14 protein-coding genes and 1 other annotated feature are annotated in these 17,846 nt (G+C 37.0%); of the genes, 7 read left to right on the top strand and 7 right to left on the bottom strand.

Annotated elements, in window-relative coordinates; translation table 11 throughout:
- Window positions 1–16 precede the first annotated feature (16 nt).
- Genes BM012_RS03995 through BM012_RS03985 form a run of 3 tightly spaced genes read right to left on the bottom strand, consistent with a single transcriptional unit; the run spans window position 17 to window position 2,491 of the window.
- On the bottom strand, window positions 17–1,192 hold the full coding sequence (locus BM012_RS03995; protein WP_061802236.1) for an acetoin utilization protein AcuC: 1,176 nt from the start codon (window positions 1,190–1,192) through the stop codon (window positions 17–19).
- Entirely contained in the window at window positions 1,189–1,836 is a 648-nt protein-coding gene (locus BM012_RS03990; protein ID WP_061802235.1) for an acetoin utilization AcuB family protein, read from the bottom strand. The genes BM012_RS03995 and BM012_RS03990 overlap by 4 nt, the downstream gene beginning before the upstream one ends.
- Window positions 1,837–1,858: 22 nt before the next feature.
- Entirely contained in the window at window positions 1,859–2,491 is a 633-nt protein-coding gene (locus BM012_RS03985) for a GNAT family N-acetyltransferase (protein WP_061802234.1), read from the bottom strand.
- 177 nt (window positions 2,492–2,668) lie between these two features.
- Between BM012_RS03985 and acsA the strand changes: the two genes are divergently transcribed.
- Window positions 2,669–4,387: an acetate--CoA ligase gene (acsA, locus tag BM012_RS03980; protein ID WP_061802233.1), complete on the top strand. Its 1,719-nt coding sequence runs from the start codon at window positions 2,669–2,671 to the stop codon at window positions 4,385–4,387.
- A 37-nt stretch (window positions 4,388–4,424) separates the two neighbouring features.
- On the opposite strand, the gene BM012_RS03975 is transcribed toward acsA, so the two are convergent.
- On the bottom strand, window positions 4,425–6,500 hold the full coding sequence (locus BM012_RS03975) for a transglycosylase domain-containing protein (protein ID WP_061802232.1): 2,076 nt from the start codon (window positions 6,498–6,500) through the stop codon (window positions 4,425–4,427).
- Window positions 6,501–6,668: 168 nt separating this feature from the next.
- Window positions 6,669–6,903: a binding site (T-box leader), on the top strand.
- Window positions 6,904–6,953: 50 nt separating this feature from the next.
- On the opposite strand from BM012_RS03975, the gene tyrS reads away from it, so the two are divergent.
- Window positions 6,954–8,216: a tyrosine--tRNA ligase gene (gene tyrS / locus BM012_RS03970; RefSeq protein WP_061802231.1), complete on the top strand. Its 1,263-nt coding sequence runs from the start codon at window positions 6,954–6,956 to the stop codon at window positions 8,214–8,216.
- Window positions 8,217–8,303: 87 nt separating this feature from the next.
- On the opposite strand, the gene rpsD is transcribed toward tyrS, so the two are convergent.
- Window positions 8,304–8,906, bottom strand: coding sequence for a 30S ribosomal protein S4 (gene rpsD / locus BM012_RS03965; protein ID WP_019391177.1), 603 nt, complete (start codon window positions 8,904–8,906; stop codon window positions 8,304–8,306).
- Window positions 8,907–9,304: 398 nt separating this feature from the next.
- Between rpsD and BM012_RS03960 the strand changes: the two genes are divergently transcribed.
- Entirely contained in the window at window positions 9,305–11,125 is a 1,821-nt protein-coding gene (locus BM012_RS03960; protein WP_061802230.1) for a sensor domain-containing diguanylate cyclase, read from the top strand.
- A gap of 47 nt (window positions 11,126–11,172) precedes the next feature.
- Here BM012_RS03960 and BM012_RS03955 read toward each other — a convergent pair whose 3' ends face one another.
- Window positions 11,173–11,658, bottom strand: a complete 486-nt coding sequence (locus BM012_RS03955; protein ID WP_061802229.1) for a GAF domain-containing protein — start codon at window positions 11,656–11,658, stop codon at window positions 11,173–11,175.
- 281 nt (window positions 11,659–11,939) lie between these two features.
- Between BM012_RS03955 and refZ the strand changes: the two genes are divergently transcribed.
- On the top strand, window positions 11,940–12,581 hold the full coding sequence (gene refZ / locus BM012_RS03950; RefSeq protein WP_061802228.1) for a forespore capture DNA-binding protein RefZ: 642 nt from the start codon (window positions 11,940–11,942) through the stop codon (window positions 12,579–12,581).
- A gap of 3 nt (window positions 12,582–12,584) precedes the next feature.
- Here the strand turns inward: refZ and hisJ are convergent, their stop codons facing one another.
- Window positions 12,585–13,379, bottom strand: coding sequence for a histidinol-phosphatase HisJ (gene hisJ / locus BM012_RS03945; protein WP_061802227.1), 795 nt, complete (start codon window positions 13,377–13,379; stop codon window positions 12,585–12,587).
- A 232-nt stretch (window positions 13,380–13,611) separates the two neighbouring features.
- Here hisJ and ezrA point away from each other — a divergent pair, with 232 nt between their 5' ends.
- The 3 genes from ezrA to thiI all read left to right on the top strand — a co-directional run bounded on the left by ezrA (window position 13,612) and on the right by thiI (window position 17,787).
- Complete coding sequence (gene ezrA / locus BM012_RS03940; RefSeq protein WP_061802226.1) at window positions 13,612–15,312, top strand: septation ring formation regulator EzrA; 1,701 nt, start codon at window positions 13,612–13,614, stop codon at window positions 15,310–15,312.
- 132 nt (window positions 15,313–15,444) lie between these two features.
- Window positions 15,445–16,578 (top strand): cysteine desulfurase family protein, encoded by a 1,134-nt coding sequence (locus BM012_RS03935; RefSeq protein ID WP_061802225.1) that lies wholly within the window; start codon window positions 15,445–15,447, stop codon window positions 16,576–16,578.
- Between the two features lie 3 nt (window positions 16,579–16,581).
- The gene (gene thiI / locus BM012_RS03930) at window positions 16,582–17,787 is read left to right on the top strand and encodes a tRNA uracil 4-sulfurtransferase ThiI (RefSeq protein ID WP_061802224.1); all 1,206 of its coding nucleotides are present in this window, start codon (window positions 16,582–16,584) and stop codon (window positions 17,785–17,787) included.
- Window positions 17,788–17,846: the final 59 nt, after the last annotated feature.

Here is a 17,846-nt window from a genome sequence, read left to right as displayed (position 1 = left end):
AGCGGATTTTTTTAGTTTATGTGACATTTTTATTTCTTTCTGTGCCACGGATAGGAAAAAGTAGATTTTGAAGCGTACGACTATTTTTTTCTTCAATTTCTTTTTTTCGGGGCACCTTTTTATATAAATTAGGAGGATCACTCCACGTTGTACAGAGTGGATGCTGCGCTCTTTTAGACCATTTATCAACCCAGTTTTTTGGCAAGAGATCTTCTTTAAGAGTGAACCCAGTCATTTCAAGCCAAATTAGTGACCATGCTCTAGGAACTACGCGCCAAATATCATATCCTCCACCTCCAACAGCAATCCAGCGTCCATTACAATATTTATGAGCTAGTTCATGAGCTATTTTAGGAATGTGTTTATAGGTTTCCATAGTAGTATAAAGGTGTGTCAATGGATCATGATAGTGAGCATCTGCGCCATTTTGCGTTAAAATGACGTCAGGTTTGAAAAATTCAGCAATTTCTCTTATCGCTGTTTCGTATGTGTATAAAAATGATTCATCTTCTGTATAGGCATCAAGAGGTAAATTAAAAGAATAGCCGTATCCATTTCCATAGCCTCTTTCATTAATTGTCCCTGTGCCAGGAAAGAGATAGCGACCTGTTTCATGAATTGAAAACGTGCAAATTTGAGGGTCATCATAGAAGGCAACTTGAACACCGTCTCCATGATGTGCATCAGTATCAATATAAAGAACTCGTGCATTGTATTTCTGCTGTAAATATTTAATGGCTACAGCACTATCGTTATAAATGCAAAAGCCAGATGCCTTTCCACAAAAACCGTGATGAAGCCCTCCTCCTAAGCTAATTGCATGACGAGTGCTCCCAGACATCACAAGATCAACAGCAGTAAGCGTGCCACCTACAAGATAAGCACTTGCTTCATGCATGTTAGGGAAAATAGGGGTATCTTCTGTACCAAGTCCAAAATTCAGCCCTTCATCTTTTGATAGAAGTCCTTGGCTTGCTTTCTGAACAGCCTGAATGTAAGCGTCATGATGGATAAGCTTAAGCTCTTCTACAGAAGCCTGACGAGGTTTCATTACTTGTTGATCGCTTAAGGCGCCTAGTGCTTTTAATAAATCGTACGTCATCTCGACTCGAAGTTGATTAAAAGGATGATGAGCATTAAATTTATATGTTAAGAAATCAGGAGAATAAACAAATAAAGCGTCATGTTTCATCGTATCACATCCGTTATATGAGGTCGTAATACTTCATAACCATGTTCAACCAAGGCATAGATTGCTTTTGTCGGGTTTAGCGTTTCAATGCGAAAAACAATTGTACGGTATGTATCATCTTGCTTATAAGGATAAACGAGAACGCTTAAAATATTTAGATGATGGTCACTTAATAGCTTTGTGACTTCACTAAGTTTACCCGCTACATTTGGAACCTTTACTTCAATTTGAGAACCTGGTTGGTGTGCACCTGTTAATTGAACAAGGGTATTTAATATATCAGTTTTGGTTACAATCCCAACGAGTTTGCCTTTGTGAATAATAGGGAGGCAGCTAATTTTGTTCTCATAAAAGGTGAATGAGATTTCTTCAACAAAATCAAGCGGATATGCTACAATCACATTTTTCGTCATAATCTCATGAACAGGCTTCTCGAATTCTTCAAATTCGCGATCTTGTGCAAAAATTGAAGGAGCAGCATCTTTTATATCACGATCTGAAATAATGCCAAGAAGCGTATATTCCTTATCCACAACAGGAATATGACGAACATGATGTTTATTCATGAGAACAACAGCTTGTTTAATTTTATCTGTTGGCAGAAGAGTAATTAGATTTCTACTCATAATCTCTTCAACAATCATCCTTCACAACTCCTTTTGTAAGTTAGTACATAAAGCGATTTTGAAAACGAAGTTGATCAAACTTCTGAACAGATTCATGATTTACTTTCTTACCAAACCGAGCCATTAAGCAGTTAGCAGGGTGAGAGCAAATTTCAGGATCATCTGTGGCTACCCAAGTAAGTCCTCCTGTTTCCATCATTTTTTCCATTGCTTTTCGATACTCCCAAACGTTTAACCCAGTGCCTTTTAAATCCCAATGCCAATAGTATTCGGTTGTAATAATAATATAGTTTTCCATCATTTTATCCATCATTGAAACTTCTAAAAGAGTTTTTCCAATAGATATTTCTCTAAAAGGAGGAGCAACTTCAATAGCACCAAGCTCAATCAAATTCTCTAAATTTCCTTCAGACCACCGCTCAAGTGGATCAGGATATAGAAAGGTGACATATCCTACAACAGTGTCCTTATAACGGGCAACAATAATGCGTCCTTCTTCAAGCTCTGAAATTTCAAGCAATGCTTCTTTTTGTTGACCAGAGGGTCTAAAGGCCGTTAATCCTTCATGAAAATGAAGCTCTTTTAATCTACTTATTTGGATAGGACCTTCCACAATAATTGGCCCTTGCTTTGTTTTTATTTCTTTGGCGTGGTACGTTTTTATATGCCTCAAATGTATTCACCACCTCGAAAATCTTTTCTTATATATTATATTATACATAAAAAATCACCTTATAAAGCGTTTTCAATACGATGAAAGGTAAAATATATAAATATTTTAAAAATTGAGAAATATTCCATTTTATATTATAATAGATTTTGTAAATTGCTACATAAGGAGGAGTTTGATATGGGGATGGAAGCGCTTCCGGTGATTAAGGGGAATTATAACTTACAAAATTATGATGATGTTTACAGCAATTTTAACTGGAAAAACGTTGAAGAGCAATTTTCGTGGTATGAGAGTGGGAAATTAAATATGGCCTATGAAGCAATCGACAGGCATGCAAACTCTTTCAGGAAAAATAAAGTAGCGCTCTTTTACGAAAACGGAGAAAGAAAAGAGAAATATACTTTTAGAGAAATGAGTGCTTTGTCTAACAAGGCTGCCAATGTTCTCAAAAAGACCACAGATGTAGAAAAAGGGGACAGGGTGTTCATCTTTATGCCTCGATCGCCTGAACTGTATTTTGCAGTGCTAGGTGCTATTAAAGTAGGTGCAATTGTAGGACCGCTTTTTGAAGCATTTATGGAGGGGGCTGTAAAAGATCGCTTAGAAGATAGTGAAGCAAAAGTACTTATCACAACGAAGGAGCTATTAGAAAGAGTTCCTGTCAGTGATCTTCCTGCTTTAAAAAGTGTTCTTATTGTAGGAGAAGATGTTGAGGAAGACGATGTTTACCTTGATTTTAATAAACATTTTAGTGAAGCAAGTTCAAAATTTGAGCCTGTTTGGGTGGAACGTGAAGACGGACTTATTCTTCACTATACGTCAGGATCGACTGGAAAACCAAAAGGTGTTTTACATGTACACAATGCTATGGTGCAACATTACCAGACAGCAAAATGGGTGCTTGATTTAAAAGAAGACGATATTTACTGGTGCACAGCAGATCCAGGATGGGTAACAGGTACGTCTTACGGTATTTTTGGACCGTGGCTTGTTGGAGCAACAAGTGTAATTGTTGGGGGTCGTTTTAGTCCTGATAACTGGTATAAAGCATTGGCCGATTATGGGGTAACTGTTTGGTATAGTGCTCCAACAGCGTTTAGGATGTTAATGGGAGCAGGGGACGAGCTCATGAAGAAGTATGATTTAAGTAATCTTCGCCATATCGTGAGCGTTGGAGAGCCTCTAAATCCTGAAGTTATTAGATGGGGAATGAAAGTATTTAATATCCGCATTCACGATACATGGTGGATGACAGAAACAGGAGGCCAAGTGATCTGTAATTACCCAGCAATGGAAATTCGTCCAGGATCAATGGGGAAACCAATTCCAGGAATTAAAGCAGCGATTGTAGATGATAGAGGACAGGAGCTTCCTCCAAATCGAATGGGGAATCTAGCTATTGCAAAAGGTTGGCCTTCAATGATGAGGTCAATTTGGAATAATCCTGAAAAGTATGAAACGTATTTTATGCCTGGTGATTGGTATGTTTCAGGTGATTCGGCTTATATGGATGAAGACGGATATTTTTGGTTTCAAGGAAGAGTCGATGACGTTATTATGACGTCTGGTGAACGGGTAGGTCCATTTGAAGTGGAAAGTAAACTTGTAGAACATGAGGCTGTTGCAGAGGCAGGTGTTATCGGCAAGCCAGATCCTGTGCGTGGGGAAGTCATTAAAGCATTTATTGCTTTAAGAGATGGATATGAGCCTTCTGATGAACTTATCGAGAATATTCGTCAGTTTGTGAAGAAAGGACTTGCAGCACATGCTGCACCACGAGAGATTGAATTTAGAGAAAAGCTACCGAAAACAAGAAGTGGAAAAATTATGCGCCGCGTGTTGAAAGCGTGGGAGCTTGATTTGCCTGCTGGAGATCTTTCCTCAATGGAAGATTAATAAAAAGAGAGACTGCCCTTGGCAGTCTCTCTTTCTATTAAGGTTGAAAACGTTCGGATGGAGCTATAAGACTAGGTTCCACTCGATATGCTGCATTCATATACTGAGCCCACAGTCGTAAGTGATCTCCTGGTTTTGCTGAACTTTGCGGATTATTTAATCGTCCCACCCATGTTCCGAATGTTACATTTGGATTTGATGCAACAAACCATAAATCATTTTCATTTTGGGTTGTTCCAGTTTTTCCAGCAAGATCAGAACTAAACTGTAAGTAGTTTCGTACTCTTGCAGCGGTTCCTTTTTGTACAACATCTCTCATCATACTAATCATTTGAGAAGAAGTATTAGTAGAGAACACGGTTGTTGGTTTTGTTTCGTGTTGATATATAACTTTGCCATCGCGCGTTTCAATTTTGTCAATAAGGTAAGCGTCTTTAAACTGTCCCTTGTTAGCAAAGGTAGTATAGGCATTGACGTTTTCTTCCACTGTCACACCTTGCTCCATTGCCCCTAGTGCAAGAGAAGGATTCACATAATCATTTTTTTGCAGAGAGGTAAAGCCCATTTTTTCTAAGTAAGAAGTTGGATTGTTTCCTTTATTCATTTTATATACTCTTGCAGCTGGAATATTGTAAGAGTATGTAAGTGCTTTTCTTACTGTTACTGGTGCTGTATAATTCTTCCCTGCATTTTTCGGTGACCAGTTCCCCCACGTAAATGCGCTGTTATTAACCATGCTATTAGCTGAGATAAGACCTGATTGAATTGCAGGAGCGTATACAAGGAGTGGCTTCATTGTAGAACCATTAGGCGTTTCTACACTTGTTGCATAGTTGTATTGCGAACTTTCATAATCTCGGCCCCCAACAAAACTAATAATAGCTCCTGTTTTGTTATCAATCATCACACTGCCGGTATTGACTTTCACGTAGTTATTAAAGCCGTTGAAATTTTTCGTTACATTTTCCATTGCATCATAGATGTTTTTATGAATTGTTGTATGGATGCGATAGCCGTTTTGTCTCATATTAAGATCTGCTTGCTCAGTATATTGCTGAAGAAGAGCTTTGTCACCATAAAGCTTTTCTGTACTAACACCTGCTTGATTTGCAAGCTGCTCTGCTAAAATTTTACGCACGCGCTTTTCTACTTCAAAATTCAACCAAGGATACTTTTCTACAACAGAAGAAGAAGAAGTTTTAAAGTCTTTTGTAATATTGTAGTTTACTGCTTGTTCATACTCCTGTTTGTTAATGTACCCAGCACGTTTCATACGGAAGAGCACGGTTTTCATTCGTTCTACTCCTGGAGAAAGATCTTCCTTTAATTGTCCAGCTTGCGTAAATGGTGTATAGCGAGATGGACTTTGAGGAAGGCCAGCAATAAAGGCTGCTTGTTCAAGTGTCAGATCTTTTGCGTTTCGTCCAAACAGTCCTTGAGCAGCTGTTTGAACACCTGCAATATTGTTTCCTGCTGAGTTTCTTCCAAAGTAAGCAACGTTTAGGTAAGCTTCTAAAATCTCCTCTTTGGAGAAGTAGTTTTCAACACGGAGGGCAAGAAGAATCTCATTTGCTTTCCTTGTAAAGGAAACTTCATTTGTTAACATCTGATTTTTAATAAGCTGCTGTGTTAATGTACTTCCACCTGTTCTCGTAGCGGAATTTGAAACATCTTGATAAAGAGCTCGAAGAACAGCTTTTGGAACAACTCCGTCATGTTTATAGAAATACTCATCTTCTGTCGAAATGAGGGCATGAACGAGGTGAGGAGAAACGTTCTCTAACTTCACTTCATCACGTTCAAGATTTGATCGTAGCTTTCCTAGAGGTACATTGTTAGCAAAGTAAATTTCGCTTGTTTCGCTATAATTCGTTAAAGCGTCACTCATTTCCTTTTTAGAAGGAGGTGACTCGTCTTTAATGAGGGAAGCGAAATAGCCAGAGCCTGCTCCAAAGGCAAATGAACCGATTATAAGTAAAAAAACGAGGCCAATAATAACAATATTATAAATAACAAGAGAGGCTAACTTTCCTCTTTTTATATAAGTGGATGATTGTCCATCTTTAAGGCTAGCTAATAGCTCCTTTAGTTTTGTTTTCCACTTTTCCCACATATATGATATCCCCCTTACTTCTGTTTATTATAGCATAGTTATTTTTACGAGAAATGTAGTATTTTGTCTTTAATGTAGTATATTTTCCATAAGATTTGATACCTGTTTTTAGGACCAGTTCTTGCAATTTAAGATAAAATCGTTCATAATCAATGATATGTGAATATATGGACTGCTATGAAAGGAATTAGTAACAAACTTCTCCCTGTTTTAGAGAGCTGATGGATGGTGAAAATCAGTACAAAGTTGTTTTGTGAATTACCTCCTAGAGCATCTTTTGTGAACAATGAGGTAATCATTTATTAGCAAAAGACGGTGTATACCGTTAAAGTAACTGAGTGAAAACAATCTTTAGTGGATTGTTTTAATAAGGGTGGTACCGCGATCAAACCTCGTCCCTTCTAGCAATAGAAGGGGCGTTTTTTATTTGAAAAGAAAAAAGGAGCGAATAAAATGAATCTTATCGAAGATTTACAATACCGTGGTCTTATTAATCAAATGACAGATGAGGAAGGATTAACAAAGCTGTTAGCTGAAGAAAGTGTAACGCTTTACTGTGGATTTGATCCGACAGCAGACAGTTTGCATATCGGTCATTTACTTCCTATCCTCATGTTAAAGAGATTCCAAGAAGCAGGACACCGTCCACTTCCTCTTGTTGGTGGAGCAACAGGTCTTATTGGAGATCCAAGTGGTAAAAAAGCAGAACGCACTTTAAATGAAAAAGAAGTTGTGGATCTATGGGTTGAGCGTATTAAAGAACAGCTTTCTCGCTTTTTAGAGTTTAAAGAAGGCGATAACGCAGCAAAAATGACAAACAACTATGACTGGGTTGGCAATATGGATGTTGTGTCATTCTTGCGCGATATCGGAAAAAACTTTGGCTTAAATTACATGCTTGCTAAAGACACTGTACAGTCACGTATTGAAACAGGTATTTCATTTACTGAATTCACGTATATGATCCTACAATCACTTGATTTCCTTCGCTTATATCAAAATGAAGGGTGTCGTTTGCAAATTGGTGGAAGCGATCAGTGGGGGAATATTACATCTGGATTAGAATTAATTCGCAAATCAGAAGAAAATGCAAAAGCATATGGATTAACTGTCCCACTTGTAACAAAATCTGATGGAACGAAGTTTGGGAAAACAGAAGGTGGAGCAGTTTGGTTAGACTCAGAAAAAACGTCGCCATATGAGTTCTACCAATTCTGGATTAATACAGATGATCGTGATGTAATCAAGTACATTAAGTACTTTACTTTCTTAAGTCATGAGGAAATTGAAGAACTTGATCGCAAAACAAGAGAAGAGCCAGAGCAACGCGCAGCTCAAAAAGCACTAGCTGAAGAAATGACAAAACTTGTTCATAATGAGAAAGCTTTAGAGCAAGCGATCCGTATTTCACAGGCATTGTTCAAAGGGGATATTAAAGCTTTGACAGGTGCTGAGATTAAGCAAGGATTCAAAGATGTTCCAACGTTTGAAGTAAAGAAAGACGAAGAAATCGGTCTTATTGATCTTCTTGTATCAGCAAAAATCTCTCCATCTAAACGTCAAGCACGTGAAGATATCGGAAATGGCGCAGTTTATATTAATGGAGAGCGTGAGCAAGATTTACAAAAAACATTATCAGCGGAAGACCGTATTGACGGTGAGTTCACAGTTATTCGTAGAGGTAAGAAGAAGTACTTTGTAATTGAGTATAAATAATGAAAAAAGAAGCTAAACACTTATTGTTTAGCTTCTTTTCTTATATAAATAAAAAAGCGATTGGACCAGTCCAATCGCTTTCTGTTATTAACGAGAGTAGAACTCTACGATAAGTGCTTCGTTGATCTCAGCTGGTAATTCAGAACGCTCTGGTAAGCGAGTGAAAGTACCTTCTAATTTCTCAGCATCAAATGTAACATAATCAGGTACGAAGTTTGTTACTTCGATTGCTTCTTTAACGATAGAAAGGTTACGTGATTTTTCACGTACAGAAACAACTTGACCTGGAGTTACACGGTAAGATGGGATGTCAACGCGAGAACCATCAACAAGAATATGACCATGGTTAACTAATTGACGAGCTTGACGACGAGTGCGTGCAAGACCTAAACGATATACGATGTTATCAAGACGAGCTTCAAGAAGTGTCATGAAGTTTTCACCGTGGATACCTTCCATTTTACCTGCTTTTACGAATAAGTTACGGAATTGACGTTCGTTAACTCCGTACATATGACGTAATTTTTGTTTCTCTTGTAATTGTAAACCATACTCAGAGATTTTTTTACGTTGTCCTGGACCGTGTGGACCTGGAGCGTAAGGACGTTTTTCTAATTCTTTACCTGTTCCGCTTAGTGAAACACCTAAACGACGAGATAATTTCCAACTTGGACCTGTATAGCGAGCCATAATGACTCCTCCTTTTGTGTGTTTTTATTTCGCATGAAATAAAAACAGCCACAATCCTTTATCATGTTCATTTTGTTTTCATGCATCCTCGCTCCAGCAGCCAAGAGTTACAAGATACACCTTAATCGTTAAGGAACAAAATGAATTCACCATAAAGATTGCCAGTACTGCCTTTCATATTTCACACAGAGAGTATTATATAATCTTCTCAGAAAAAAATCAAATCTTTTTCTGGATAAAACAAATAAAGGAAGAAAAATAGTAAAAGGTTAAAAGATGAGTGTTTAAGGGCACAAAGTAATAGGAAAAAGTAACTACATTTATTATAATATATACTATGATTTAGAGTACATAACTTAAATTACAATAAAAAGTTTATTTAAACTGAGGAGTTTGATATGCCTATAGAAAAACTAATGACCCGTGTAAAACAATCTTTTTTTGATATGCTGATGGAAAAAATGCATAGAGAAAATCCTTCCTCCTTATACGAAGAGGTCCTGTGTATTCTTGTTGATTCCTGTACATTAGAAGGTGCGTTTCTAGTACACAAAGGGTATAGATATATAGTGACTAGTGAAGAGGTTTCGTGGAATGAAGAACACAATATAGTGAATATCGTCCGAAAAGTACCAGACGATCAAACGATTTTCTCTTTTCAAGAGAGCGGACGGGAAACCACTGTTTTTCAATTTCCCTTTCTATCTTTGAAGGAATTTTATTTAGGAATTGTATATAAAGAAAATACTTTGCCACCTGAATTTTCCCCTCTTTTATGGAGAACATGTACTCAGTTTTTAGAATATGTAGAGAAAGAAATAGAGAAAGAATATGAAAGAGCCCGATATGCAGGCCTTTATGATCTCACAATGAAGCTTTATTCTTCGTTAGATCCTAATCAAGTGTTAAAGGACGTTATTACTGCGATTGATACCATTTGTCCGAAAGCAGAGTGTTCACTTATTCTTTCACATGATAGTGAAGTAAGTCATGATCTCCCTATTCGTACAATTAAATATAATGAACAAAAGTCGAGCTCTGGAGTAATGAAAGCCTACGTTTCAGGAAGAATTCATATTGAGATGATGGAAGATGGAAAAAATTCTGTTCTATATGCACCTTTACAAGGAAAGCAAGGAGTGTATGGGGTTCTTGAAATGATTGGGGAAAATGGAGTCATTTGCTCAGAGCAGGAAATGAATTTTATTGAAAAAGTTGCTCATACAACAGGGGCAGCTTTAGAAAATGCCAAGCTCCATGAACAGTTGGAACAGGTGATTGAAGATGTGAAACTTATTAATGAGACTTCACATAAGCTCAACTCAAGTCTACGGTTAGATGATACGATTCATTATATGACAGAGCAAATCATTACTTTTTTTCATGCTAAAGGTGTTGGTTTTCTCCTCTGTATTACAAATGATAAGTACAAAATATTAGAAGGGAGTACAGAATTGTTTTTTCAAACAGAAAACAAGCCTTATATTGATAAAATTTATAAGAAAATTAACAGAGAAAAAGAGTCGAAATTTATTAATGACACAGATACGCTATTTGGCGAGAAGTTTCCGTATCGTTCTCTCATTGCGCTTCCTATGATTCACAACAATAAAATGTCCGGACTTGTCCTCATTGTTCATGATAAGCCCTATTTCTTTACATTTAACCACTATAGAGTATTACAATCCCTTGTACATCATTCAACACTTGCTTTTACAAATTCTATTTTGCGAGAGGAGTTGGAAAGTCTAGTTGTAACAGATCACCTTACAAAACTTTATTCACGAAGTTATCTAGATGAGCAAATTCAGCAGTCTATAGAACGGGACAAACTTGGTTCTCTTCTTTTGTTGGATATTGATAATTTTAAGCAAGTGAATGATACGTATGGACATCAAACAGGAGACCAAGTCATTATACAAGTGGCCTCAATTATTAAAAACAATTTGAGAGATGGAGATATTGGAGCTAGATGGGGAGGTGAAGAGCTTGCTGTTTATTTGCCAAATGTTCCACAACGGATCGCAGTCAGTATTGCGCAGCGCCTTGTCGCAAAAGTCCATAAGGAAACTGTTCCACACACAACCGTTTCATGTGGCGTTTCATCGTGGGAAAGGGGTGAAAAGTCAGCACATCAGTTATTTATTAAGGCTGATAAAGCTCTTTATCAAGCGAAAAATAACGGAAAAAATCAGGTTGTAAAAAGTTGTGAAAAATAAAAAAGCTGCCAGGATACCACTTTTGTGGTTTATTGGCAGCCTTTTTATTATAGCGTTTGAACTAATACGTCAACAAACTGATTTAGATATTTTTCATCTTGTTCATCAAAACGGTTTTTAATAGGGCTATCAATATCTAAGACTCCAATTGTTTTTCCATCTTTGATGATCGGAACAACAATCTCAGATTGAGAAGCACTGTCACAAGCAATGTGGCCTGGAAACTCGTGTACATCTTTAACACGAAGCGTTTTTTGTTCAGCAGCAGCAGTACCACAAACGCCTCTTCCAAATGGAATTCGAACGCATGCAGGAAGCCCTTGGAAAGGTCCAAGAACAAGTTGATTTTTAGCTTCATCTGTAAGATAAAAACCAACCCAGTTGATTTCTGCTAAAAATTGATTTAGAAGTGATGAAGCATTCGCCAAATTGGCAATAGTGTTTGGTTCATCAGCTGTTAGAGCTTGAAGTTGTTTAATGACAAGCTCAAAGTCTTTCTCTTTTTGTCCACTATAATTTTCGACATGAAACATGGAAAAACCCCTTTCAACTAGAAAAAAAATCAAATTTCGATTTCGTATTTATAGAACCTCCAAACTTTGTCGAGTAAAAAGAGAAGGAAAGAAGGTTCATAAAACGAATCATCTATAATAAAGTCAAAAAATTAGATATTCTGCTCGTGTTTGATGTTACTAGTAGCCCTTATGTCTGCTTCTGTCACAATAGCCCTTATTATAAATTCCTTTTGTATCGTTCAAAGTATTGTTGCACATTCGTTTGTAATTTGCAAACACTTTATATTGAGAGGGTGACAATGTTGAAGGAAAAAGTAGAAACAAAAGAGAGAGTGTTGGATGCAGCTGTTTCCTTGTTTCAAATTAAAGGATTTAATGGGACTTCTGTTCGCGAGATTGCGAAAAAGGCAGGTGTGAATGTAGCAAATATCTCTTACTACTTTGATGGGAAAGAGGGACTCCTTGAGTATATCGTTACCAAGTTCTTCGAAGGATATATTAAAGAAATGGATAAAGTATGGCGATCATTTCAAAATCGGCCTGTGCGAGAATGCTTCGGTCAAATGCTTTTTCATGTTATGAAATATCAGCACGAACATAGAGAAGTTGCTCGGGTCATTTACCGGGAACTTTCCGTAGATACAACGTTTATCCGGGAGATTATGTCAACCTATTTAACGAAAGAGAAATATTATTTGAAAATGCTCCTAGAGCTTGGTATGAAAAGAAAAGAATTTCGCCATGTGAGTGTTTCATTTACAATTATGCAGCTTAAGGGTATGATGACAATGCCTTATTTACATCAGCAGTATGCAGCGGAAGTACTTCATGTCCTCACACATGAGGAGTATTTTGTTACTAAATATACGAGTGAGCTACAGCAGTGGATTAACGAGCATATATGCTTGCCATGCACTCCGCTGCAGCTTGTCGTAAAATAACATTTATCTTTCAAAAAGTTTTGTATAGCTTTGACCAACATCCTTCGCACAATGGGCATCTGACCCATAAACAAGAGGGATGTTTTTTTGTTGAGCAAGTGCAACAACTTCTTTAGAAGGATATGCTTCTTGACAAAGTGGTTTGTGAAATCCAGCTGCATTATAATCGAGTTCTAAATTTCGGTTCTTCACTTCATTTAAAATATGCAAGACTTCATTTTGAAAAGAGACTTCACATGGAAACTTTTTTTGAAATTTATGAACAAGCGTTATATGACCTATTCGTTTTGGTTTGTAAGAACCTAAATCTGCTTTAACTGATGAAGCAACGGCTTTAAAGTAAGCTTTGTATACTTCTTCAACAGAGCCAAACTTTGTAATGATATGTTCAAATTCTTCTGCACTGTAGTCCAAGCAGTAAAAAGAATCCTCTTTATTAAGGAAATGAACAGACAATAAGCTGTCGTCAAGATATGGCCCGTATGTATTAAGGAAGTGCCTAGTCTCTTCTTCATATTCGTTAATATAGTCTACCTCTAGTCCAACATTAATCTTCACTTCTTTTTGAAACTCTTTTTTCACTTTCTCAATTTGCTCAATATAGAGTTCCATTTCGCTTACTTTCATAGCACTATCTTTCAATGGAGTAGGGTCCTTGAAAGAAGGAGGAAGAGGAGCATGCTCTGTAAAAGAAATTTCTTCGAATCCTTGTGCAACTGCTTTATAAACATAACTCCTTAATTCATCACTTGAACCATGTGGACAAAAGGGAGTATGAATGTGACCGTCTTTCTTCATAATGTCTCTCTCCTTAACAGCAAAATATAAGCGTTTTCGATAAAAAAATGCTAGAATGTAGAAAAGTATGAGAAATATTGTTTATTTCCAAGGATTTATCTAAAAAAATTAAAAAATTTCCTCAAAAAATGTTATGAACATGGTATCATAAAAGCATTGACAAAAACATCATTCATTACATATTTACATAAGAAAATTGAACAGTCGGACGGCATTGTGAGGGGGAATAAAGATGGAGCTCGCGATTATAATCATTCTCCTTATTATAGGATTTATTTTGTACGGTTTCTTCCTTCGAAAAAAAGTTTATCGAGAAGTTGATCGATTGGATTCTATAAAGGCGGTATTGATGAGCGAACCTGTAGCAGATGAAATTGCAAAAGTGAAACAGCTTAAAATGACAGGAGAAACAGAAGAATTATTTGAAAGCTGGCGTGAAAAATGGGATAACATTGTTGCTATACGCCTGCCTAAAATGGACGATGCGTTTTATGAAATTGAAGAACTTGCTGATAAGTACAAATTTCGAAAAGCAAAAGCGCGTATTGCTTCTTTAGATGAAGAGCTTGCTAATATTAAACAAGATATTGACACAATTTTAGAAGAGCTTCAAAACTTGCTCGGTAGTGAGGAAAATAATAAGAAAACCATTGTAGAAATGGAAGAACTTTTCAGGGAAACTAAGAAACGATTGCTTGCACATCGTTACTCATATGGAAAAGCAGAAGAACCTCTTACAGAGAAGCTTGAAAAAATTCAGAAACAGTTTGTGAAATTTAACGAAGAAACAGAGAATGGCAACTATTTGCAAGCAAGTGCCATTTTAATGAGCATTGAAGAACGGTTAGCAGTAATGACAAACAATCTTGAGAAGATCCCGGCTCTTTTTACAGAGCTTCAAACAACGGTACCAACACAGCTTGAGGAATTAAGAGAAGGCTATATTGGGATGATTGAAGAAGGTTACATTCTTGAGCATCTTCAAATTGAAGAGTCATTAGAGGAATTAAGCAGAGCAGCTAAAGCTATTATTGGAGAGATTGAAACATTAAATATTGAAGAAGCAGAAGCAAGTGTTGCGGCAATTAATGCTAGGATTGACGGTATTTACGATATGCTTGAAAAAGAAGCGCGTGCATTTCAGCAAATGAATCAGGACATTGATCGAATTTCAGTTATGATTAAAGCCCTTCAGGCAAGAAATCATGAAGTGAAAGAAGAGGCGCTTCTTGTTCAAAAAAGCTACCACTTAACACCAGAGGAGCTTGAGCTTTATCAAAAGATTGATCGAGAGCTAAAGCGATTAACAAATCTTTATTACAACATTGTCAATAAAGCGGAGCAACAAAACATTGCTTATAGCGTGATTTTTGAGGAACTTGAAGAAGTGCTAACACAGCTGAATAAAGTCGAAGGTATTCAGCAAGCATATATTGAAATGCTTCAAGACTTAAGAAAAGACGAGCTAGCAGCTAAAGAGAAAATTGCAGACTTGCGCAAGCAGCTTTTTGAAGCTCGTCGTATTGTGGAAAAAAGCAATGTACCTGGAATTCCAGAATCTTATCGAGAAGATATTCAACGTGCTTATGGGAAAATCCAAGAAGTTAGCACAAAATTAGAAGAAAAGCCGCTCGATACAGTAGCTGTGAATGAGCTGCTCGAACAGGCTGTTGAAGAAGTTCAGCTTTCCTTCCGTGAAACAGAAGAATTGATTTTTGAGGCAGCACTTGTAGAACGAATGATTCAGTATGGAAACCGCTACAGAAGCCGTCATCCAGAAGTTGCTGAAAGTTTGTTACAAGCAGAACAGGCTTTTAGACAATACGAATATAAGAGAGCCTATGAAGAAGCGTCTTCAGCTCTTGAGACCGTTGAACCAGGTTCTGTTTCATCCATTGAAAATTCGTTAAAAGAAGACGAGTCGCTACGATAAAATGTAGCGGCTTTTTTCTTTGTGTTTTCAATCAGCTTTATTGCAAAACTTTCTTCGTATGGTATGATAAAAAAAGTTTGTAAAAAAAGAAATTAATCATAGTTATTATAAAAAGTAGGGAGGGAACTGAAGATGATTTATGCAGACAATAGTGCAACAACAAAGCCTTATGACGAAGTTATTGACGCTTATGCAAAGGTTGCGAAAGACTATTTTGCAAATCCTTCTTCTCTTCATAAGCTAGGCGGAGAAGCTGAAAAATTATTAACATATGCAAGAAGCCAAATTGGTGATTTGTTAGGTGTAAAAGCGAAAGAAATTGTTTTTACTTCTGGAGGAACAGAAGGAAACAACTTTGCTTTAAAAGGAACAGCTTTTACTTTTGGAAATCGAGGTAATCATATTATTACGACGACTGTTGAGCATGACTCTGTTCATAGTTCACTGCAACAGTTGGAAGATATGGGATTCAACATAACCTATGTTCCTGTAGATAGTGAAGGAAGAGTGTCTGTTAACGCTATTTTAGATGCTATTACACCTGAAACAATCCTTGTATCTGTTATGCATGTTAATAACGAAGTTGGTACAGTGCAGCCTGTAGAAGAAATTGGTCTTGCCTTGCAACAGTATCCTAAAATTCTTTTTCACGTTGATTCTGTTCAAGGGATAGGCAAGGTCCCTATCGATTTAAAATTAGGTTATATTGATCTTTGCACATTTTCCGCTCATAAATTTCATGGTGTAAAAGGTGCAGGTATTTTATATATAAGAGAGGGTATCTCTCTTTCAGCCCTTCTTGCAGGTGGAGCTCAAGAACACGGTCATCGAGCGGGAACTGAAAATGTAGGAAGCATTGTAGCTATGGCTAAAGCTTTGCGGATGACGTTTGAACACGACCAAGAGACTTTACGAAAAATGAGTGAAGAGTTTAGAAAAGAACTTTCTTCTTACCCAGACTTTATTATTAATACGCCGAAAGACGGAGCTGCTCCGCATATTGTGAATGTAACAGTTCCAGGGATGAAAGCAGAAGTTGTCATTCATAGCTTAGAGAATGAAAATGTATATGCATCTACAACATCTGCCTGTTCTTCTAAAACAGCCCAACCGAGCAAAACCCTTCTTGCGATGGGGAAATCACCTGAACAAGCTAGTCAGGCTATTCGCTTTAGTTTTTCTTATTGTAATAATCCGGAAGACGGCAAAAAAGCAGCACAAGCGTTATATAAAACCATTTCACATTTAAAAAAGGTAGTGAGGTAATCCATGAAATATGATCATATTCTAATTCGATATGGAGAAATTTCAACAAAAGGCCAAAACCGCAAAAAATTTGTAAGCCGATTACGTAAAAATATTAAGAGTGTTCTTTATGATGTTCCCAGGATAGAGATTGTTCAAACTCGAGATCGCATGTACATTCAACTTCATGATGAAGATGAGAAAATAATCATTGAACGTTTACGAAAAGTTTTCGGGATTCAAAGCTTTAGCTTAGCTCAAAAAGTAGATAATGATATCGAGAAAATGAAAGAAGCTGCTCTTGAAGCATTGAAAGAATATGATAAAGAGGGTGTGACATTTAAAGTCTCTTCACGCCGCTCTTTCAAAGATTTTCCGTATGATACAAATGGATTAAATCAAACAATCGGTGCCCATTTGCTTCGCAATACAAAAAATCTAACTGTTGATGTTCGCAACCCAGATGTAAATGTAAAAGTGGAAGTGCGTAATGAAGCAACATATATTATGAGTGGGGATTACGAAGGACTTGGTGGTCTTCCTGTTGGTACGAGCGGAACAGCTGCTTTAATGCTTTCAGGTGGACTTGATAGCCCTGTTGCTGGTTATTTAACAATGAAGCGCGGTGTTGAAATTGAAGCTGTCCACTTTTTCAGTCCTCCTTTTACAAGTGAACGTGCAAAGGAAAAAGTAGTAGATTTAACAAAAGAGTTAACAAAATACGGAGGGAGCATTAAGCTTCATATTGTTCCGTTCACAGAGATTCAGCAGCTTGTTCATAAGCAGGTTCCAGAAAACTATACAATGACATCAACACGTCGTATGATGTTAAAAATTGCGGATAAAATTAGAGAACAAAACGGTGGTCTAGCTATTGTAACAGGAGAAAGTCTTGGACAAGTAGCAAGCCAAACGCTTGATAGCATGGTGGCGATTAATGATGTTACATCAACACCTGTTTTACGTCCACTTATTGCTACAGATAAAACTGAAATCATCTCAGTATCTAAAAAAATCAACACGTACGATATTTCGATTCGTCCTTATGAGGATTGCTGTACAATCTTTACACCAGTAGCGCCTAAAACTCGTCCAAAGCTTGAGAAGGTGCAGCGCTATGAAGAGTTCGTAGATTTTGATGAACTAATTGAAAAAGCTGTCAATGAAACAGAAACCATTCTTATTCAGCCAAACGACAGCTCTAACAGCATTGAAGAATCATTATTTTAGACAAGGAAAAGAGCAGAATTTCTGCTCTTTTTTTGTTGAGCTTATTTCTGTGTGATACG

The organism is Priestia endophytica DSM 13796 (assembly GCF_900115845.1).
In the GTDB taxonomy this organism is placed as follows: domain Bacteria; phylum Bacillota; class Bacilli; order Bacillales; family Bacillaceae_H; genus Bacillus_I; species Bacillus_I endophytica.
Note: the sequence above shows the minus strand (reverse complement) of the source record. Positions and strands in the feature narration are given on the sequence as shown.